Origin of the sequence: Micromonospora sp. WMMD980 (assembly GCF_029626035.1) — a bacterium.
Classification (GTDB): Bacteria; Actinomycetota; Actinomycetes; order Mycobacteriales; family Micromonosporaceae; genus Micromonospora.
The window spans coordinates 4869796-4886052 of record NZ_JARUBE010000003.1 but is presented as its reverse complement, the minus strand read 5'-3'; the positions used below and the strand labels follow the sequence as shown (position 1 = coordinate 4886052).

Here is a 16257-nt window from a genome sequence, read left to right as displayed (position 1 = left end):
CCGCCCGTCCGTCACGGGGTGACCCGCACCGCCATTGTTGCGAAACTTGTTCGCCTCTGTCCTGATGTCAGGGAAATCGGCTACTCGTCGGCGGTGACGACCAGGACCTTGCCCACCGCACCGTCCCGCACCGCCTGCTGCGCGGTCGCCGTCTCGGCCAGCGGGTGACGGTGCACCGGCAGCCCGGCTTCCTCGCCGACCCGGATCGCGCCCTGCGCCACCGCCGCCGCGACGTCGGTGACCGCCTGCGCCTTGGCCACCTTCGGCGCGGTGTAGACCAGCACGAACTGCCAGCGCGCGTTCGGGCCCATCAGCGGCCGGATCGGCAACGTCACCTCGTCGCCGCCATCGTCGGCGTAGACGCAGACCGCGCCGCCGGTCCGCAGGATCCGCACGTCCGCGGCGGCGTTGCGGGCGGCGGAGACCTCGACGATCGTGTGCACCCCGTCGGGCGCGATCTTGCGGACCTCCTCCACCACGTCCTGCTCGCGATAGTTGATCACAAAGTCGGCCCCGGCGGCGGCGGCGAGCTGCGCCTTCTCCGGTGTGCTCACCGTGGTGATCACGCAGGCGTCGGCCCAGCGGGCGAGCTGGATCGCCGCGTTGCCCACCGCGCCCGCCCCGCCCTGCACCAGCACCACGTGATCGCTCAGCGCGCCGGCGTGCAGCTTCTCCGGCATGAACTCGCCGGCGGTCAGGCAGCGGTGCGCGGTCATGAACGGGATGCCCAGCGCCGCGCCCAGGTCGAACGAGGCCGAGCCCAGCGACACCGCGTGCCGCACCGGGACCACGGTGTATTCGGCGGCGGTGCCCCAGGGGCGCTGCCACGCCGCCTCCCACACCCAGACCCGCTCGCCGATCAGGATCCGGTCGACACCCTCGCCGACCGCCTCCACCACCCCGGCGCCGTCCTGGTGCGGGATCTGCCAGCCGGCCGGCAGGGGCCACGCCTCACGGGCCTTCCAGTCGGTCGGGTTCACCCCCGAGACGGCCATCCGCACCAGCACCTCGCCGGGGCCGGGCTCCGGCACCGGCCGCTCCACCAACTGGAGCACCGAGGCGTCCCCACTGCGCTCGTACACGATCGCCCTCATCGCCGTCCCTCCGCCGTCGTCGTCGATTGCGCTACCCGAACCCCACGCGAACATGCCGCTCCGCGGAAAGGCGGGGCCCCCGTTTAACGCTTCCGGTAGAGGAAGGGGCCCCGCTTAACGCCGCAATCCGGCCAGCAGCTCGGGGGTGAGGGCGTCGATCGAGGGGAGCAGCACGTCCGCGAGGGCCTCGGCGTCCGGATCCAACGGGTACGACAGGTGCGGCACCGCCACCACCCGGCACCCGGCCGCCGCCGCCGAACAGACCCCGTTGGACGAGTCCTCCACCGCCACACACCGGGCCGGGTCGACGCCCAGCCGGGCCGCCACCGCGAGCCACACGTCGGGCGCCGGCTTGCCCCGGGCCGTCTCCTCGGTCGACATCGTAGCGCCGAACGCGTCGGCCAGGCCGGTCGCGTCCAGCGCCGCCGCGATCAGCCGGGTCGGCGACGAGCTGGCCAGGCCCAGCGGCCACCGCGCGGCCACCTCGCGCACCACCGCGTCGGCCCCGTCGATCAGCGGTACGCGCTCCGCGTAACGCCCGACCATCTCGGCCACCACCTCGGTGGCGACCTGCTCGGCCGACCGGTCGACGCCCAGCTCGCCGCTGAGGTAACGGGCCCACTCGCCGGTGCTCATGCCCATCAGCCGTCGCTGCGTGTCGGGTTGCCAGGTGCCCCCGTGCGCGGCCACGTACGCCCGCCGGACCTCCTCCCAGACCGGCTCCGAGTCCACGATCACGCCATCCAGGTCGAAGAGCACCGCGTCCACCATGCCGCCATCCTGCCCCAGCCGGCCCGGCTCAGCCCGGAAGCGGCGCCCCGGCGGAGCGCTGCGCCGGCAGGCCGATCGGGGCCTTCGGCGGAATGATCGTGCGGCACCGGGTCGCGATCGGTTCGAGCAGCTCCCGCAGCCGCGCCGTACGCTCCGCGCCCAGCGCCCGCCACGGGCCCGACGCGGCCCGGTCGGTGGCCTCCTCGACCGCCCGGAACGCGGCGGTGGAGTGCGCGGTCGGGCCGTGCTCGTCGGTCAGCCAACCCCGGTCCACCAGCCGCTCCTCGGCCGCCGACCACTCCTCGTCGGTCCAGCCCCGGGCCGGCTGGTGGAACTCGCGGAACTGGTCCACCCGGCACCGCCAGGCCACCACCTCCACCGGGTCCAGGCCGGTGCCGACCAGCGCGGCGACGTGCCCGTCGCCCCGGTGCTCGCGCAGCGTGGCGGCGGCCTGCCAGAGCCGGGCCAGCGGGTATTCGCCACGGGGCAGGGCGGCGTTGACGGCGCCGAGCACCCGCCCGGCCGTGTCGACCCGGCCGGCCGCCTCCTCCAGCAGGCCGGCGACCTCGACGAGGTGCGACTCGGGCAGCTCGTAGGTGAACTCGGCGAGCGCCTGTACGGCGCCGGTGAGCCGGGCGCGCAACGCCTCCTCCGGGGAGGCCAGCCGCCACACCGACGGCAACGCCCGGGCCACCATGCCCGGCGCGAAGCTGAAGAATGCCGCGGTCACCGTGGGCGCGTCGGCCGGCCCGAGCGGCGCGGCCCGGCCGGCGAAGTAGCCGCGCCAGTAGCCGCGCAGCCCGACCGTCTCGAACGCGGCCCGCGCCCGCGGGTGGAAGTAGGTGACCGCGTGGACCGGCTCGAAGAGCGTCCACATCTGCCGGGCCACCCCGGGGTCGTCCAGCGCCGCCACGTGCACCTCCGCGTCGGTATACAGGTCACCGCGAGCGGTCGGGCCGCCCGCGGTGACCATGAACCTACTGCCGGTGGGTGACCGGGCGGAAGCCTGGAGTGATCTACTGCGCAGCCAGCACGTCGACGACGAAGCGCAGCGGGCCAGCCGGACGACCGCCCTCGGCCTTGTCGCCGTACGCCAGCGCGGCCGGCAGGTCGAGCTGCACCCGGCTGCCGACCGGCACACCGACCAGGCCCTGGTCCCAGCCCTTGATGACCTGGCCCACGCCGATCGGGAAGGTGGCCGGCTGGCCGTTGTCCCAGGACGCGTCGAACTGCTTGCCGTCCTTGTAGAACACGCCCACGTAGTTCGTGGTGATGGTCTGGCCGGCCTTTACCGCCGGGCCGGTGCCCTTGACCAGGGTGGTGACGGTCAGCTTCGTCAGCTCGCCGGTGCCGGCCTTCACGGTCGGCTTGGTCTTCAGCGCCGGGTCGATGTTCGCGGGCAGCTCCGGGGCGGGCGGCGCGGTTGGCTCGACCGGGGCGCTGGGGCTGGCCGAGGTGGCGGAGGCGGTTTGCTTGTCGTCGTCCCCGCTGTTCAACCAGACCAGGCCGCCGACCAGGGCCACCACGGCGAGCACACCGGCCGCCGCGCCCAGCATCGACTGCCTGCGCCGTCGCGCCTCGGCGGCCTTCTTCTCGGCCAGCTGGGCGGCCAGCCGCCGCCCTGCCTTGGTGGCCGGGGCGGCCTGGTCCTCCGACCGGTTCTCCACACGCTCGCTCACGTCGACTCCCTGCAGGTGGGTGGATGCGCGCAAACGGTACCCGCCCACACCCCCGCAGTGCGGAAAGGCGGGGGCCCTTCTTAACGCATTCGGTATAGGCGGGGCCCCCGGTTAACAGCTCAGCCGTACCGGCGGCGGCCGCCGACGCATCGAGGTACGTTCTCGACCATGGCGATCCTCACCGAAGAAGACCTGGCCCTGCTCGGCGAGCCGCAGCTCGCGCACGTGGCCACCGTCGAGTCCGACGGCACCCCGCACGTCACCCCGGTCTGGGTGGACACGGACGGCGAGCACATCCTGTTCAACACCGCCAAGGGCCGGCAGAAACACCTGAACATGGCCCGTAACCCGGTGGTCGCGGTGTCGGTGGTGGACAAGGCCGACGACTTCCGCACGCTCTGGGTCAAGGGCACCGCGGAGTTCGTCACCGAGGGCGCCGACGAGCACATCGACCGGATGGCGAAGAAGTATCTCGGTCAGGACACCTACCCGTGGCGGCGCCCCGGCGAGGAACGCGTCATCGTCCGGATCACGCCCACCGAGAAGCTCGGCCGCGGCTGATAAGCGGGGGCCCCTCCTATACCGGAAACGTTAAGCGGGGGCCCCGCCTTGCACCTCAGGCGGATTTCTTGCGGGCGGGGGCCTTCTTCGCGGCCTTCTTCGCCGGCTCGGTCTTCTTGGCCGTGGTCTTCTTCGCGGCGGTCTTCTTGGCAGTGGTCTTCTTCGCCGGCTCGGCCTTCTTGGCCGGCGTCTTCTTCGCGGTGGTCTTCTTCGCCGAGCGCGCCGACGAGATCGGCGTCGGCTCGGCCCCGCCGCCGGACGGTGTCTCGCCCCGGGCCGCCCGGGCCCGCTCGACCGACGCCTTCAGCGCCGCCATGAGGTCCACCGCGGCGGCCGGCGCGGCCTCTTCCTCCTCCGGCTGCACCACCTCGCGGCCCTCGACCTTCGCGTCGATGACCTCCTGCAACGCGGCCCGGTAGTCGTCGGTGAACGCGTCCGGCTCGAACTCGCCGGCCATCGAGTCGATCAGTGAGCTGGCCATGGCCAGCTCCGGCGGGCGGACCTTCAGGTCCTCGTCGAGGAAGCCGAAGTCGGGCCGGCGGATCTCGTCCGGCCAGAGCATGGTGTTGAGCAGCAGCACCCCCTCGCGGACCCGCAGGGTGGCCAACTGCTCCCGCTGGCGCAGCGCCACCTTGACGATCGCCACCCGCTCCGAGTCGGTCAGCGCGTCGCGCAGCAGCACGTACGGCTTGGTGGCGGTGCCCTCCGGCTCCAGGAAGTAGGCCTTGTTGTAGAGGATCGGGTCGACCTGCTCGGCCGGCACGAACTCCAGCACGTCGATCGCGTGCGAGGTGCTCAACGGCAGGTCGGCGAAGTCCTCGTCGGTCAGGATGACCATCTCGCCGCCGCCGATGTCGTAGCCCTTGGCGATGTCGTCGTAGGTCACCTCCTCGCCGCAGACCGAGCAGGTGCGCTTGTAGCGGATGCGGCCGCCGTCCTCGCGGTGCACCTGGTGGAACCGGATGTCCTTCTCCTCGGTGGCGGAATAGACCTTCACCCCGATCGACACCAGGCCGAACGACACCGCTCCCTTCCAGATGGCCCGCATCCCCGTGCTCCTCTCCCCGGCTGAAGACCAGAATCGCAAACGATCGAACCGGACGCACGCCCTTCGGCGTGCAACTACAGTCAGGAGGTGCCCGGCGCCCCGCTGAAGCCGATGCTCGCGATGACCGGGCAGCTCCCGGCCGGTGCCGCGTGGGCGTACGAGTTCAAGTGGGACGGCATCCGCGCGCTCGCCGACCTCTCGCACGGCAGCCGGCACCTGTACGCCCGGTCCGGGGTCGAGGTGACCACCGCCTACCCGGAGCTGCTCAACCTGGCCGAGCAGGTCGACGACGCGCTGCTCGACGGCGAGGTGGTGCTCTTCACCGACGGGCAGCCGTCGTTCACCGCGCTTGCCGAGCGGATGCACGTGCGTAACCCGGCCAAGGCGGCCCGGCTGGCGGCGACCGCCCCCGTCACGTACATGATCTTCGACCTGTTGCGGCTCGACGGCGTTGACCTGACCGCCCGGCCGTGGCGGGAGCGGCGGGCGGCGCTGGAGTCGCTCGGGCTCGGCGCCGCCCGCTGGGCGGTGCCGCCGGTCTTCACCGACGGCCCGGCCACCTGGGCGGCGGCCGGCGAGCACGGGCTGGAGGGGGTGATGGCGAAGCGGGCCGACTCGCTCTACCGGCCCGGGGTGCGCTCGCCGGACTGGGTGAAGGTGAAGTTGGAGGTCACCGGCGATTTCGTGGTCGGCGGCTGGCGGCCCGGCGCGCGCCGGATCGGCGGGCTGCTGGTCGGCGTGCCGGGGCCGGACGGGCGGCTGGTCTACCGGGGGCGGGTCGGCGGCGGGATCGGCGCGGCGATCGAGCGGGAGTTGCTGCGCGAGCTGGAGCCGCTGCGCGCCGACGCCTCGCCGTTCGCCGCGGGTGTGCCGCGCGAGGATGCCCGGGGGGCGATCTGGGTGTCCCCCCGGGTGGTGGTGGAGGTGAAGTACGGCCAGCGCACCCCGGACGGCCGGCTGCGCTTCCCGCGGATTCTGCGCCTGCGCCCGGACAAGCCGCCCGAGGAGGTCGACGATGCCGGCTGACCGGTTCAAGGTCGAGGTCGAGGGGCGCGCGCTGGAGCTGTCCAACCTGGACAAGGTGCTCTTCCCGCAGGCCGGGTTCACCAAGGGCGAGGTGATCGACTACTACACCCGGATCGCGCCGGTGCTGTTGCCGCACCTGGCCGACCGCGCGTTGACCCGGATCCGTTTCCCCAACGGCGTCGACGGCGGCTCGTTCTTCGAGAAGAACGCACCCGCCGCGACCCCCGGTTGGGTACGCACCGAGAACCTGCCCGCCCCCGGGTCCAGCAAGGGGCGGGAGACGATCGACTACGTGGTCTGCGACGAACTGCCCACGCTGGTCTGGCTGGCCAACCTGGCCGCGTTGGAGCTGCACACGCCGCAGTGGAAGATCGGCGCGCACCCGGACCTGATGGTGGTCGACCTGGACCCGGGGGCGCCGGCCGCGTTGAAACAGTGCTGCCAGGTGGCGCTGCTGATGCGCGACCGGCTGGCCGACGACGGGATCGACGCCTACCCGAAGACGTCCGGGAAGAAGGGCATGCAGCTCTGCTGCCCGATCGCCGGCACCCAGGACGCGGAGCTGGTCTCCGGCTACGCCCGGCGGATCGCCCAGGAACTGGAGCAGGCACACCCGAAGCTGATCCTGTCGAAGATGGCGAAGAACCTCCGCCCGGGAAAGGTCTTCATCGACTGGAGCCAGAACAACGCGGCGAAGACGACGGTGGCGCCCTACTCGCTGCGGGCCCAGCCGGTGCCCGCCGTGTCCACGCCGCTGACCTGGGACGAGGTGGCGGCCGGCGCGGCCGGGAAGCGCCCGGCGAGCCGGCCGTACACCGCGGCCGAGGTGCTCAGGCGGGTGGCGGAGCAGGGTGATCTGCTGGCCCCGCTGCTCGACGGCGGTCCCGAGCTGCCCGCCTGACCCGCCACCACGCCCCGCCGACCAGGAGCACCACGATCACGCTGATCGCCACGTCGCCCACCAGGTCCGCCGCCGGGCTCGACGGGGAGTAGGTCGGCACGTCGTAGGCGGAGGCGGCGGCCGCGAGCACGCTGGCCGAGCCGGCGGCGAGCAGGTGGGACGGTCCCCAGCCGGTCCGCCGGGACCAGCGGGTGAGCAGGACTGCGGTAGCCGCCGCGAGCGCGAGCGCGAGGACGATTCCCGGCCACCCCGGCACGATCCCGCCGCCCAGGTAGGCGACCAGCACCACCGCCCCCGGGCAGACCGGCCAGGGCGCGGCCGGCACCTTCCGGGCCACTGCCGGTTCCGAACCGGTGCCGGACGGCCGCGCCGGTTCGACGTCCGGGTCGGTCGCGCCGGGCGCGGCGAGGGGCGAATCGGCCGCGCCGCTCCGGCCGGGGCGCGACCGGTCGGCGGGTCGCCGGGCCCGCAGCAGGGCGACGGCGGTCAGGGCCAGTGCCACCCCGGTCGCGACCGCGAGCTGGACCGGCGAGGCCAGGAAGCCCTTGCGGCCGCCGTCGTCGGCGAAGACCAGCAGGCTGCCGCCGAGCCAGAGCAACGCGGTCACGGCCAGCCCCGGGCGGCCCAGCCAGGGCCGCGACCGGCGACCCGGACCGAGGTACGACTCGACCAGCGCGATCGCCGCGCAGATGGTCAGAGCCACGTGGTTGCCCACGTAGTCGACCGCCTGCCGGGCGCTGAACCGGAGGCCGGGCACCAGCGTCGCCTCGGCGGTGGCGCGGGCGTCGGCGAACTGGGTGTCGTCGAGGTAGTCGGGGTTGAACAGCGACTGGTCGACCAGGCCGGCCTGGACCACGCCGAAGGCGGCGGCGAGCAGGACGATCCCCGGCCAGCCCAACCCGAGGCGTCGGGCGGTCTCCCGGATCAGCAGCGCCGCCCCGCCGTACATGGGGGCGAGCAGGACCACGACGAACGGCATCCCGGGGAGGGTGAAGCCGCCCCAGACGCACTCCGCGGTCCAGGGCGCGAGCAGCAGCAACGCGACGGCCGGGGCGAGCCGGCGGCGCAGCGGTTCGGTCGTCATGCCCGCACCGTGCCGTAACCGTCCGGCCCGTCGATACGGCCATCGGCCGATCGGATCCACGACCAAAGTCGACGGCGCCGGTCGACCTCGCCCGAGGCTTCGCCCGGCTGGCCGAGGCCCTGCGCCCGTTCGCCGGGGACGACGACCTGGAGACGTTCGCCGAGACCTTCTGGAGCGGGCTGCACGGCCTGGTCACGCTGATGCGCGACGGGCGGCTGCGACGGGCCGGACACGAGCGGCGGCTGGCCCTCCTGGTCGACCGGTTCGCCCGGCTAGGGTGAGTTGACCGCAACGGAGGAGCGCACCCGATGGCCGCACCAGTACCCACCGCCGTGCCGACCGGCGAGCCGCTCCTCAGCTACCGCGACGACGCGACCGGCGAGCACGCCGATCTCGACGCGGCGCAACTGGGGGCATGGGCGGCCCGCAGCGCCGGGTTGCTCCGCGACGGCTGCGGGCTGCGCCCCGGCGACCGGGCGGCGGTGCTGCTGCCCCCGCACTGGCGCACCGCGGCGCTGCTGCTGGGTGCCTGGTCGGTCGGGCTGACGGTCTCCTTCCGGCCCCGGGCGCTGGCCGGGCTGCCGGTGCTGGAGCCGGGCGCGGACCGACCGTACGACGCGGTGTTCGTGACCCCGGAACGCCTCGACGACTGGCTGGAGGACGTGCCGGAGGGGACCCACCGCTACCTGGTCGGCACCGGGCCGGGCCCGCTCGACGAGGTGCCGCCGGGCTGGCTGGACTGGTCGGCCGAGGTGCTGCGCCACCGCGCCGACCCGCCGGACTACACCGCCGTGGACCCGGCCGGTCCGGCCACCCCGGACGGCACCAGCTTCGGCGCGTGGCGGCGGCTGGCCGCGGCGGTCGCCACGCAGCTCGACCTGCGCCCCGGCGACCGGCTGCTGGTCGACGCCGCCGAGCACGAGCAGCCGCTGAAGTGGCTGCTGGCCCCGCTCGCCGCGGGCGCCTCGGTCGTCGTCCACGCCCACCTCGACCGCTCCCGGTTGGACGCCCACCTCGCCGCCGACCGGGCCACCCGCGTCCTCTGAGCCGCTGATCTTCGGGCACCCCGGGGCGCGGCGGTTCGCCTACGATGCCCGGGGAGCGCACCGGGAGGGCAGCATGGCCGATTTCACCGTGGATCCGGACGACGTCCGCATCCATGGGCGGACGCTGGGCCGCACCGTCGCCGAGGACTACGCGCAGCGGGCGGAGGAGATCTCCCGGGACAGCGTCATCGACCCGCCCGGGTTCGGCATCGCTCTGTCGCCGTTCGAGGCGCTCTACATCCAGCACGTCGGGTTCCTGATCGACGACGTGCGCGGCGCGGCCGACGTGTGCCGGCAGATCGGCGCGAAGCTCGGGGTCGTCGCCGACCAGTACGAGCGCGCGGAGGACCTGCACGTGAGCGGGTTCGGCGGCACGCCGGCCCCGATGGGCTCCTACGGCGACGCGTACGGCCGGACGGGCACCGCGCAACTCGTCACCGACCCGGCGACGCTCGGCGCCGCCGCCACCGTCGGCGCGACGATCACGCTGGCCGAGATCGGCGGGGTCGTCGGTGGCATGGCGGCCTGCGCGGCGCTCTGCCCCACCTTCGTCATCGGCCTGGCCGGGGCCGTGCTCTTCGTCGCCAACCCGCTGGGCATCGCCCAGGCCGGCGCCGACCTGATCCGCCACGGCGACCAGCTCCAGAAGGCGTTGAACGCCAACTTCGACAAGATCTGCTCCGCCGCCACCGGCACCTGGAAGGGCGAGGGCAAGGACAGCTTCGTCGTCATGGCCACCAAGCTCAAGGCGCACCTGGACGAACTCGGCGCGTACATCCGGATCCTCGGCGAGGCGCTGCACTCCCTGGAGATCGCCCTCAGCGGCCTGTGGATCGCCCTGGGCGCGATGACCGTGCCGTTCCTGACCTGGCTGATCGCCATGCGCGCCGCCGAGCTGATCCCCGGCGCCGCCGTCGCCCTCGAACCGCTCATCGAGGCGGCCGGGGTGGCCGTGGCCAGCTCGGTCACCTCGATGGTGGCGGCCGTCGGCGCGGTCGGCGGGCTGGCCCTGGCGCTGGTCAACGGTCTCGCCAAGGACTTCCTCAAGCTGATGACGCTGCCGGACGACGGCGCGGCCGGCACTCCGGACCTGACCGAGTTCCGCGTCGGCGAGAACTTCGCCTGAGCCGTGCGAGAGGAGACGCCATGATCGACCCGGACGCCCGGCGCCGCATCGAGGGCATGGCCGAGCAGGCCAACCGGTTCGCCGCCACCATGTCGGACCTCACCGGCGAGGGCAGCGACGACGCCGGGCTGGTGCGGGCGTCGTGCGCCGCCGGCGGGCGCCTCGTCGACATCGAGCTGGCCGCGGAGACCCGGCGGATGCAGACGTACGAGTTGCGTGCGGCGATCCTGGCCGCCACCGGCCGGGCCACCGACTCGGCCGCCGCGAAGCTCGCCGAGGTGGTCGCGCAGATGACCGGCGGCGCCGACGTGTACGGCGGCGACGCCGTCCGCCAGGCCCGCGAACAGGTGGCCCAGTACCAGCGGCTCGTCGACGCGCAGCGGGAGAAGCTCGAACAGCTCCGCGCCGACCTCGGCCGGTCATGAGCCGCGCGACCGCGGAGCTGCGCCTGCGTCGCCCGCTGCTGCGGGTGCTCGGCGCGCTGCGCCCGGTCCCCGCCGGCTACCAGATGCGCCCGGCGATCCTGCTGCCGCTCCTCGTCCTCGCCGCGGTCGCGTTCGTGCTGCTCGTCATCGTCGGCGCGCCGCTGGGCCGGCGCGGCTCGGCGTTGCCCTACGTCCTCGCGTTCGTGGTGGCGGCGGGGATCGCGCTGCCGTACCCGGTCCTGACCCTCGCCGCGGTCACCTGGTACGCCTACGGCGCCGGGCACCCGATGCTCTCGGTCGCGGACGGGGAGGTCCGGGGCCGGCTGCGTGGCGTGTGGGCCGGCGAGGTCGCCGCCGCCGACCCGACCGACCCCTCCTGGTGGGACCTGCGGATGCCGATCGCCGCGCTCACCGGCGTGCGGGTGGAACGCGACCGCCCCGGTGGCCCGCTGCTGATCCTCGACCTGCCGCCCGAGCCGGCGGCGGCGCTGCTGGCCGACGAGGACTCCGGCAAGCTGGCTCGACACTGGAACGAGCGGGTGGACAGTCCGGCTGCCTGGCAGGTCGGCCTCTACGTCGGCCGGCTCCGCCGCGAACGCCAGCTCCGCACCCTGCTCGCCGCACTCGGCGTGCAAGGAGGGGCCCCTTGTTAACGCCTCCGGTAGAGAAAGGGCCCCCTTTTGACGAGGGGGACTGGCACGAGCTGGGTGAGGCGGAGCTGCCGGCGCTGGCCGGGCTGGTCGAGGCGGCCCTCGCCGCCGACGGCGGGCTGCCGCTGTTCACCACGGTGCCGCTGCTGCGGGCGCGCCTGCTGCAACCGCGTACCCTCGGCGTCTGGCACGGCGCCGACCTGGTCGCGGCCGCGAGCGTCGACGCGGACCGCACGCCGGCCACCGCCACCGGGTTGGTGCATCCGGCCTGGCGAGGGCGGGGGATCGGCACCCGGCTGCTCGACTGGGCCGACGAGCAGGCGGCCGGCGCGAACCTGCTGCTCACCACCGAGACGTGGACCGCCGACGCGGAGGTGCTGTTCACCGCGCGCGGCTTCGAGCGGACGTTCCTGGAGTGGGTGCTGCGGCACGACCTCGACGCGCCGCCCGACGTGGCCGCGCCGGACGGCGTGACGGTGCAGCCGGCGACGCTCGGGCCGGAGCTGTTCGGCGTCTATCGCGCGTCGTTCGCCGACCGGCCCGGGTTCGTCGAGCCGGCGGCGGACGAGTGGCTGGGCGACCTCCGCGACGACGAGGACTACCGGCCGGAGCTGTCACTGGTCGCGCGCGGGCCGAACGGTGACACGGCCGGTTTCGTCACGGTGCTCGGCAACTGGATCGACCAGGTCGGCGTGGTGCCCGGCTGGCGCGGCCGGCGGATCGGCGCGTACCTGGTGGCGCGCGTGCTGGGGGGCCTGGCCGAGGCGGGCGCGGACGGCGCGTGGCTCTGCGTCAACGACGACAATCCGGCGGCGGGGTTGTACCGCCGGCTCGGGTTCCGCGACGCCGGTCGCCGCGCCCGCTACCTGCGCCGCTGACCGTGCCCCGGGCCGACCCGGTGACGTCGGCGCCGACCGAGCGCTGAGGGTCCTCGGCTGGTGCTCTCTCCGGCGCCTACGAACTTGATGGCGCGGATGGATCACCGTCGCCGAAGCCAGGGTGCGCGGCGGGCGCACGCCGATACGTGATCCACCGGCAGCGCACACCGGCCGCCGCCGTCCGGCAACGGTCGATCGCAGAAGACCCAATGGCGTACACACTGCGCGTCCTCGGCCGACACGGTCGCCCCGCCCGGCTCCACCCGCGCGCTGAGCTGGGCCAACACCCGGGCGGCCGTACGCGCGAAGATGCGTGCCCGGTGCAGGTCCGGCGCGGTCACCGGCAGGTGGATCACCCAACGCTCGGTCATCGGTGGCGGTGCCGCGTCGACGGTGCGCCGGGCCAGGCGCAGAGCGCGGGCGGGAGGAACGGGTTGCGCACGAGGTGACCGCCCTTCGGAAGGTGGTAGCAGTGAGGCGGCTTCCGCCGTTCCGGACCGGCGGGGCGCGTTGGGTGAGGTCTCGGCGGCGATGCGAGACCGGTACGAGAGGCGCCAACCGACCGCAACAGCACCGCATCACCGAGAGCGACGCTACCGATACCTATCACCTATGTCGACGCTCCCTTACCTATCGAATCTAGCTAGCCCGACTCTCTCTGCTCCTACTTCAGTTGTTGCCGCTGTTTCACCTGTTGCTCGATACTGGGAGGGCCAACCGACCGCAAGGGGCCTTCACGTGCCGATTCCGCCGACCATGGCTGAGTTGATCGAGGATCTGCTGAGGCGGATCAAGGAGGGCGAGTTCCTGCCCGGCTCGCAGATTCCGTCCACCCAGCAGTTGTCCGACCACTATGACGTGTCCGTGGCAACGATCCACCGAGCTGTGGCGAAGCTGCGGGAGCAGGGTGTGCTGGTGGGCCGCCCGGGCCGAGGCGTATTCGTCGCCGAGTCCGATCACCGCTGACCGTGCGAGATCTTGGTAGGAATCGGCCCCTGGAGGGGCCATTTCGTACCAAGATTTCCACGCTGTCCAAGAGCTGGAACGCGAATCTTCCTGGGTGGGAGGGGCTCCTGGTCGGTAGCCGGTGAACCATGCGTGCCATCAAGTTCGTAGGAACGAGAGGCAGTGCCGTTGCGCGCGTACGGGGGTGTTGTGAACGCCGTTGACGTGGTCTTATGTCGGGACGACGGCGTCATCGATCCGCAGCGTTGACAACCCCGCGTCGGTGTTCCTTCCTGCCTCTCGAAAGGTGCAGCGATGCACAGGAAACCGACCATCCACCTGGCAGTGCTCGCCGCTGCCGCCGCCACGTTCCTCACCGCCGGCGGCGCGCCCGCCACGGCCTCCGCCACCCCGGCGGCGACCTGCGCGCCGGGCGCCGACACGCACAGCGCCGCCCGGGTCGGCGCGGGCGCCACCGCCCAGGAGCCGGAGCTCTACTCGAAGAACGAGGCGAACGCCTACGGCGTGATCAAGGACTCGCCGCGCCTGGCCAACGGCAGCGTCACCGTCCCGACCGTCTTCCACATGGTCTCCGACCACGAGCTGAGCGCGGCCGAGAAGGCCCGGTGGAACACGCTCATCGCGGCGCAGATGACCGTGCTCAACGACTCGTACGCGGGCCGGACCGCCGCCGACGCCTCGGACACGCCGTTCCGGTTCTCGCTCGTCGACACCACGTGGACCGTGAACAGCGCCTGGTACACGGTGGTGCCGGGCAAGAACGAGCGGGACATGAAGAAGGCGCTCTACACCGGTGACTCCCGCACGCTCAACGTCTACGCGGCGAACATCGGCGGCGGGCTGCTCGGCTGGGCGTACTTCCCGAAGGGCTACAACAACGGCCGCGACTACATCGACGGCGTGGTGATGCTCGACGAGTCGATGCCGGGCGGCACGGCCGGCAAGTACGCCGAGGGCGACACGCTCACCCACGAGGTGGGGCACTGGCTGATGTTGGAGCACACGTTCGCGCACGGCTGCTCCGCCTCCGGCGACTTCGTCGCCGACACGCCGCGTGAGGCGGCGCCGCAGTTCAACTGCCCGGTCGGCGCGGACACCTGCACCGCGCCCGGGCTCGACCCGATCCACAACTTCATGGACTACACGCAGGACTCCTGCATGAACATGTTCACCCCGGGCCAGGCCGACCGGATGAGCGACGCCTGGGTCGCGTTCCGCGCCAGCGGCAGGGGCTGACCGCGACGCCGGGCGGGTCGCGGAACACGCGGCCCGCCCGGCGTCCGCGCCGGTCAGTCGACGCTCGGCAGCGGCGGGCCGAGCACGTCGTCGGCGTCCACGATGGTGTACGCATACCCCTGCTCGGCGAGGAAGCGCTGGCGGTGCGCGGCGTACTCGGTGTCGATGGTGTCCCGGGACACCACCGTGTAGAAGTGCGCCTGCCGGCCGTCGGCCTTCGGCCGCAGCACCCGGCCCAGCCGCTGCGCCTCCTCCTGCCGCGACCCGAACGTGCCGGACACCTGGATCGCCACCGCCGCCTCCGGCAGGTCGATCGAGAAGTTGCCCACCTTCGAGATCACCAGCGTGCGGATCTCACCCGACCGGAACGCGTCGAACAGCCGCTCCCGCTCCTTGTTGGTGGTGGCGCCCTGCACGATCGGCGCGTCCAGGTAGTCGCCGAGCTGGTGCAGTTGGTCGAGGAAGCCACCGATGACGAGGACCTGTTCGGAAGGGTGGCGCTCCACCAGCGCGCGCACCACCGGCAGCTTGGTGCGGGCGGTCGCCGCCATCCGGTAGCGCTCCTCCGCCTCCGCCGTCGCGTACGCCAGCCGCTCCGCGTCGGTGAGCGTCACCCGTACCTCGGTGCACTCGGCCGGGGCGATCCAGCCCTGCTGCTCGATGTCCTTCCACGGCGCGTCGTACCGCTTCGGGCCGATCAGGCTGAACACGTCGCCCTCCCGGCCGTCCTCGCGTACCAGCGTCGCGGTGAGGCCGAGCCGGCGGCGGGCCTGGAGGTCCGCCGTGAAGCGGAAGATCGGCGCGGGCAGCAGGTGCACCTCGTCGTAGACGACCAGGCCCCAGTCGCGGGCGCCGAACAGGTCCAGGTGGGTGAACGCGCCGCCGCGCCGCGAGGTGAGCACCTGGTACGTGGCGATGGTGACCGGGCGGATCTCCTTGCGCTCGCCCGAGTACTCACCGATCTCCTCCTCGGTCAGCGACGTGCGGGCGATCAGCTCGCGCTTCCACTGCCGGCCCGCCACCGTGTTGGTGACCAGGATCAACGTGGTCGCCTTCGCCTCCGCCATCGCCGCCGCGCCGACGAGCGTCTTGCCGGCGCCGCAGGGCAGCACCACCACGCCGGAGCCGCCCGCCCAGAACGCCTCCACCGCCTCCCGCTGGTAGGACCGCAGCGTCCACGCCTTGCCGCCGTCCTTACCGGACTCGGCCAGCTCGATCGGGTGCGCCTCGCCGTCCACGTAGCCGGCCAGGTCCTCGGCCGGCCAGCCCAGCTTCAGCAGCGCCTGCTTGAGCCGGCCCCGCTCGGACGGGTGCACCGCGATGGTGTCGTCGTCGAGCTTCGCGCCGAGCATGCCGGCGAGCTTCTTGCTCTTCGCCACCTCGATCAGCACCACCCGGTCCAGGGCGCGCAGCACCAGCCCGTGCGCCGGATCGTTGGCGAGCTGGAGGCGGCCGTACCGGTCCATCGTCTCGGCCACGTCCACCAGCAGGCCGTGCGGCACCGGATAGCGCGAGTACTTGATCAGGGTGTCGACCACGCCCTCCGCGTCGTGGCCGGCGGCCCGCGCGTTCCACAGGCCCAACGGGGTGAGCCGGTAGGTGTGCACGTGCTCGGGCGAGCGCTCCAGCTCGGCGAAGGGCGCGATGGCCATCCGGCAGGCATGCGCGTCCGGGTGGTCGATCTCCAGCAGCAGCGTCTTGTCCGACTGCACGATCAGTGGTCCACCGCTCACGCCGCGTCCTCCTCGCATCGTCCCGGGCTCCCT

The 16257-nt window shown here is 73.1% G+C and carries 19 protein-coding genes; 10 read left to right on the top strand and 9 right to left on the bottom strand.

All coding sequences use genetic code 11. The features are described from left to right. Positions 1-80: 80 nt before the first annotated feature. The 4 genes from O7618_RS23000 to O7618_RS22985 form a co-directional block, all read right to left on the bottom strand. On the bottom strand, positions 81-1094 hold the full coding sequence (locus tag O7618_RS23000; protein WP_278108199.1) for an NADPH:quinone reductase: 1014 nt from the start codon (positions 1092-1094) through the stop codon (positions 81-83). A 114-nt stretch (positions 1095-1208) separates the two neighbouring features. Further along, positions 1209-1865, bottom strand: a complete 657-nt coding sequence (locus tag O7618_RS22995) for an HAD family phosphatase (RefSeq protein WP_278108198.1) — start codon at positions 1863-1865, stop codon at positions 1209-1211. Positions 1866-1893: 28 nt separating this feature from the next. After that, the gene (locus O7618_RS22990) at positions 1894-2742 is read right to left on the bottom strand and encodes a hypothetical protein (RefSeq protein ID WP_278110118.1); all 849 of its coding nucleotides are present in this window, start codon (positions 2740-2742) and stop codon (positions 1894-1896) included. A gap of 139 nt (positions 2743-2881) precedes the next feature. Next, on the bottom strand, positions 2882-3544 hold the full coding sequence (locus O7618_RS22985) for an FKBP-type peptidyl-prolyl cis-trans isomerase (protein WP_278108197.1): 663 nt from the start codon (positions 3542-3544) through the stop codon (positions 2882-2884). A 168-nt stretch (positions 3545-3712) separates the two neighbouring features. On the opposite strand from O7618_RS22985, the gene O7618_RS22980 reads away from it, so the two are divergent. Next, a complete protein-coding gene (locus O7618_RS22980) occupies positions 3713-4105 on the top strand; it encodes a PPOX class F420-dependent oxidoreductase (RefSeq protein ID WP_278108196.1) in 393 nt (130 codons plus the stop codon). 55 nt (positions 4106-4160) lie between these two features. On the opposite strand, the gene O7618_RS22975 is transcribed toward O7618_RS22980, so the two are convergent. Next, positions 4161-5153, bottom strand: coding sequence for a Ku protein (locus O7618_RS22975; RefSeq protein WP_278108195.1), 993 nt, complete (start codon positions 5151-5153; stop codon positions 4161-4163). Between the two features lie 87 nt (positions 5154-5240). On the opposite strand from O7618_RS22975, the gene ligD (O7618_RS22970) reads away from it, so the two are divergent. Together ligD (O7618_RS22970) and ligD (O7618_RS22965) are read left to right on the top strand one after the other, a co-directional pair. Next, entirely contained in the window at positions 5241-6179 is a 939-nt protein-coding gene (gene ligD, locus O7618_RS22970; RefSeq protein WP_278108194.1) for a non-homologous end-joining DNA ligase, read from the top strand. Continuing rightward, the gene (ligD, locus tag O7618_RS22965) at positions 6169-7080 is read left to right on the top strand and encodes a non-homologous end-joining DNA ligase (RefSeq protein ID WP_278108193.1); all 912 of its coding nucleotides are present in this window, start codon (positions 6169-6171) and stop codon (positions 7078-7080) included. Before ligD (O7618_RS22970) ends, ligD (O7618_RS22965) begins: the two co-directional genes overlap by 11 nt. Here ligD (O7618_RS22965) and O7618_RS22960 read toward each other — a convergent pair. After that, positions 7010-8164, bottom strand: a complete 1155-nt coding sequence (locus O7618_RS22960; protein WP_278108192.1) for a hypothetical protein — start codon at positions 8162-8164, stop codon at positions 7010-7012. The genes ligD (O7618_RS22965) and O7618_RS22960 overlap by 71 nt on opposite strands. Further along, entirely contained in the window at positions 8161-8397 is a 237-nt protein-coding gene (locus tag O7618_RS22955) for a hypothetical protein (RefSeq protein ID WP_278108191.1), read from the bottom strand. Before O7618_RS22955 ends, O7618_RS22960 begins: the two co-directional genes overlap by 4 nt. A 75-nt stretch (positions 8398-8472) precedes the next feature. Between O7618_RS22955 and O7618_RS22950 the strand changes: the two genes are divergently transcribed. The 5 genes from O7618_RS22950 (at position 8473) to O7618_RS22930 (ending at position 12289) form a co-directional block, all read left to right on the top strand. Next, on the top strand, positions 8473-9210 hold the full coding sequence (locus O7618_RS22950) for a TIGR03089 family protein (RefSeq protein ID WP_278108190.1): 738 nt from the start codon (positions 8473-8475) through the stop codon (positions 9208-9210). 73 nt (positions 9211-9283) lie between these two features. Then, complete coding sequence (locus O7618_RS22945) at positions 9284-10336, top strand: hypothetical protein (RefSeq protein WP_278108189.1); 1053 nt, start codon at positions 9284-9286, stop codon at positions 10334-10336. Between the two features lie 20 nt (positions 10337-10356). After that, a complete protein-coding gene (locus O7618_RS22940; protein WP_278108188.1) occupies positions 10357-10761 on the top strand; it encodes a YbaB/EbfC family nucleoid-associated protein in 405 nt (134 codons plus the stop codon). After that, positions 10758-11414 (top strand): hypothetical protein, encoded by a 657-nt coding sequence (locus O7618_RS22935; protein WP_278108187.1) that lies wholly within the window; start codon positions 10758-10760, stop codon positions 11412-11414. The genes O7618_RS22940 and O7618_RS22935 overlap by 4 nt, the downstream gene beginning before the upstream one ends. Continuing rightward, positions 11408-12289, top strand: a complete 882-nt coding sequence (locus O7618_RS22930; protein ID WP_278108186.1) for a GNAT family N-acetyltransferase — start codon at positions 11408-11410, stop codon at positions 12287-12289. Before O7618_RS22935 ends, O7618_RS22930 begins: the two co-directional genes overlap by 7 nt. Positions 12290-12390: 101 nt before the next feature. Here the strand turns inward: O7618_RS22930 and O7618_RS22925 are convergent, their stop codons facing one another. Further along, the gene (locus tag O7618_RS22925; protein ID WP_278108185.1) at positions 12391-12660 is read right to left on the bottom strand and encodes a hypothetical protein; all 270 of its coding nucleotides are present in this window, start codon (positions 12658-12660) and stop codon (positions 12391-12393) included. A gap of 367 nt (positions 12661-13027) precedes the next feature. On the opposite strand from O7618_RS22925, the gene O7618_RS22920 reads away from it, so the two are divergent. Then, positions 13028-13255 carry a winged helix-turn-helix domain-containing protein gene (locus O7618_RS22920; protein ID WP_278108184.1) on the top strand — a complete coding sequence of 76 codons (228 nt, stop codon included), beginning with the start codon at positions 13028-13030 and terminating at the stop codon, positions 13253-13255. A gap of 294 nt (positions 13256-13549) precedes the next feature. Further along, complete coding sequence (locus tag O7618_RS22915; protein WP_278108183.1) at positions 13550-14491, top strand: zinc metalloprotease; 942 nt, start codon at positions 13550-13552, stop codon at positions 14489-14491. 53 nt (positions 14492-14544) lie between these two features. Here the strand turns inward: O7618_RS22915 and O7618_RS22910 are convergent, their stop codons facing one another. Then, positions 14545-16224: a DNA repair helicase XPB gene (locus tag O7618_RS22910; protein ID WP_278108182.1), complete on the bottom strand. Its 1680-nt coding sequence runs from the start codon at positions 16222-16224 to the stop codon at positions 14545-14547. Positions 16225-16257 lie beyond the last annotated feature (33 nt).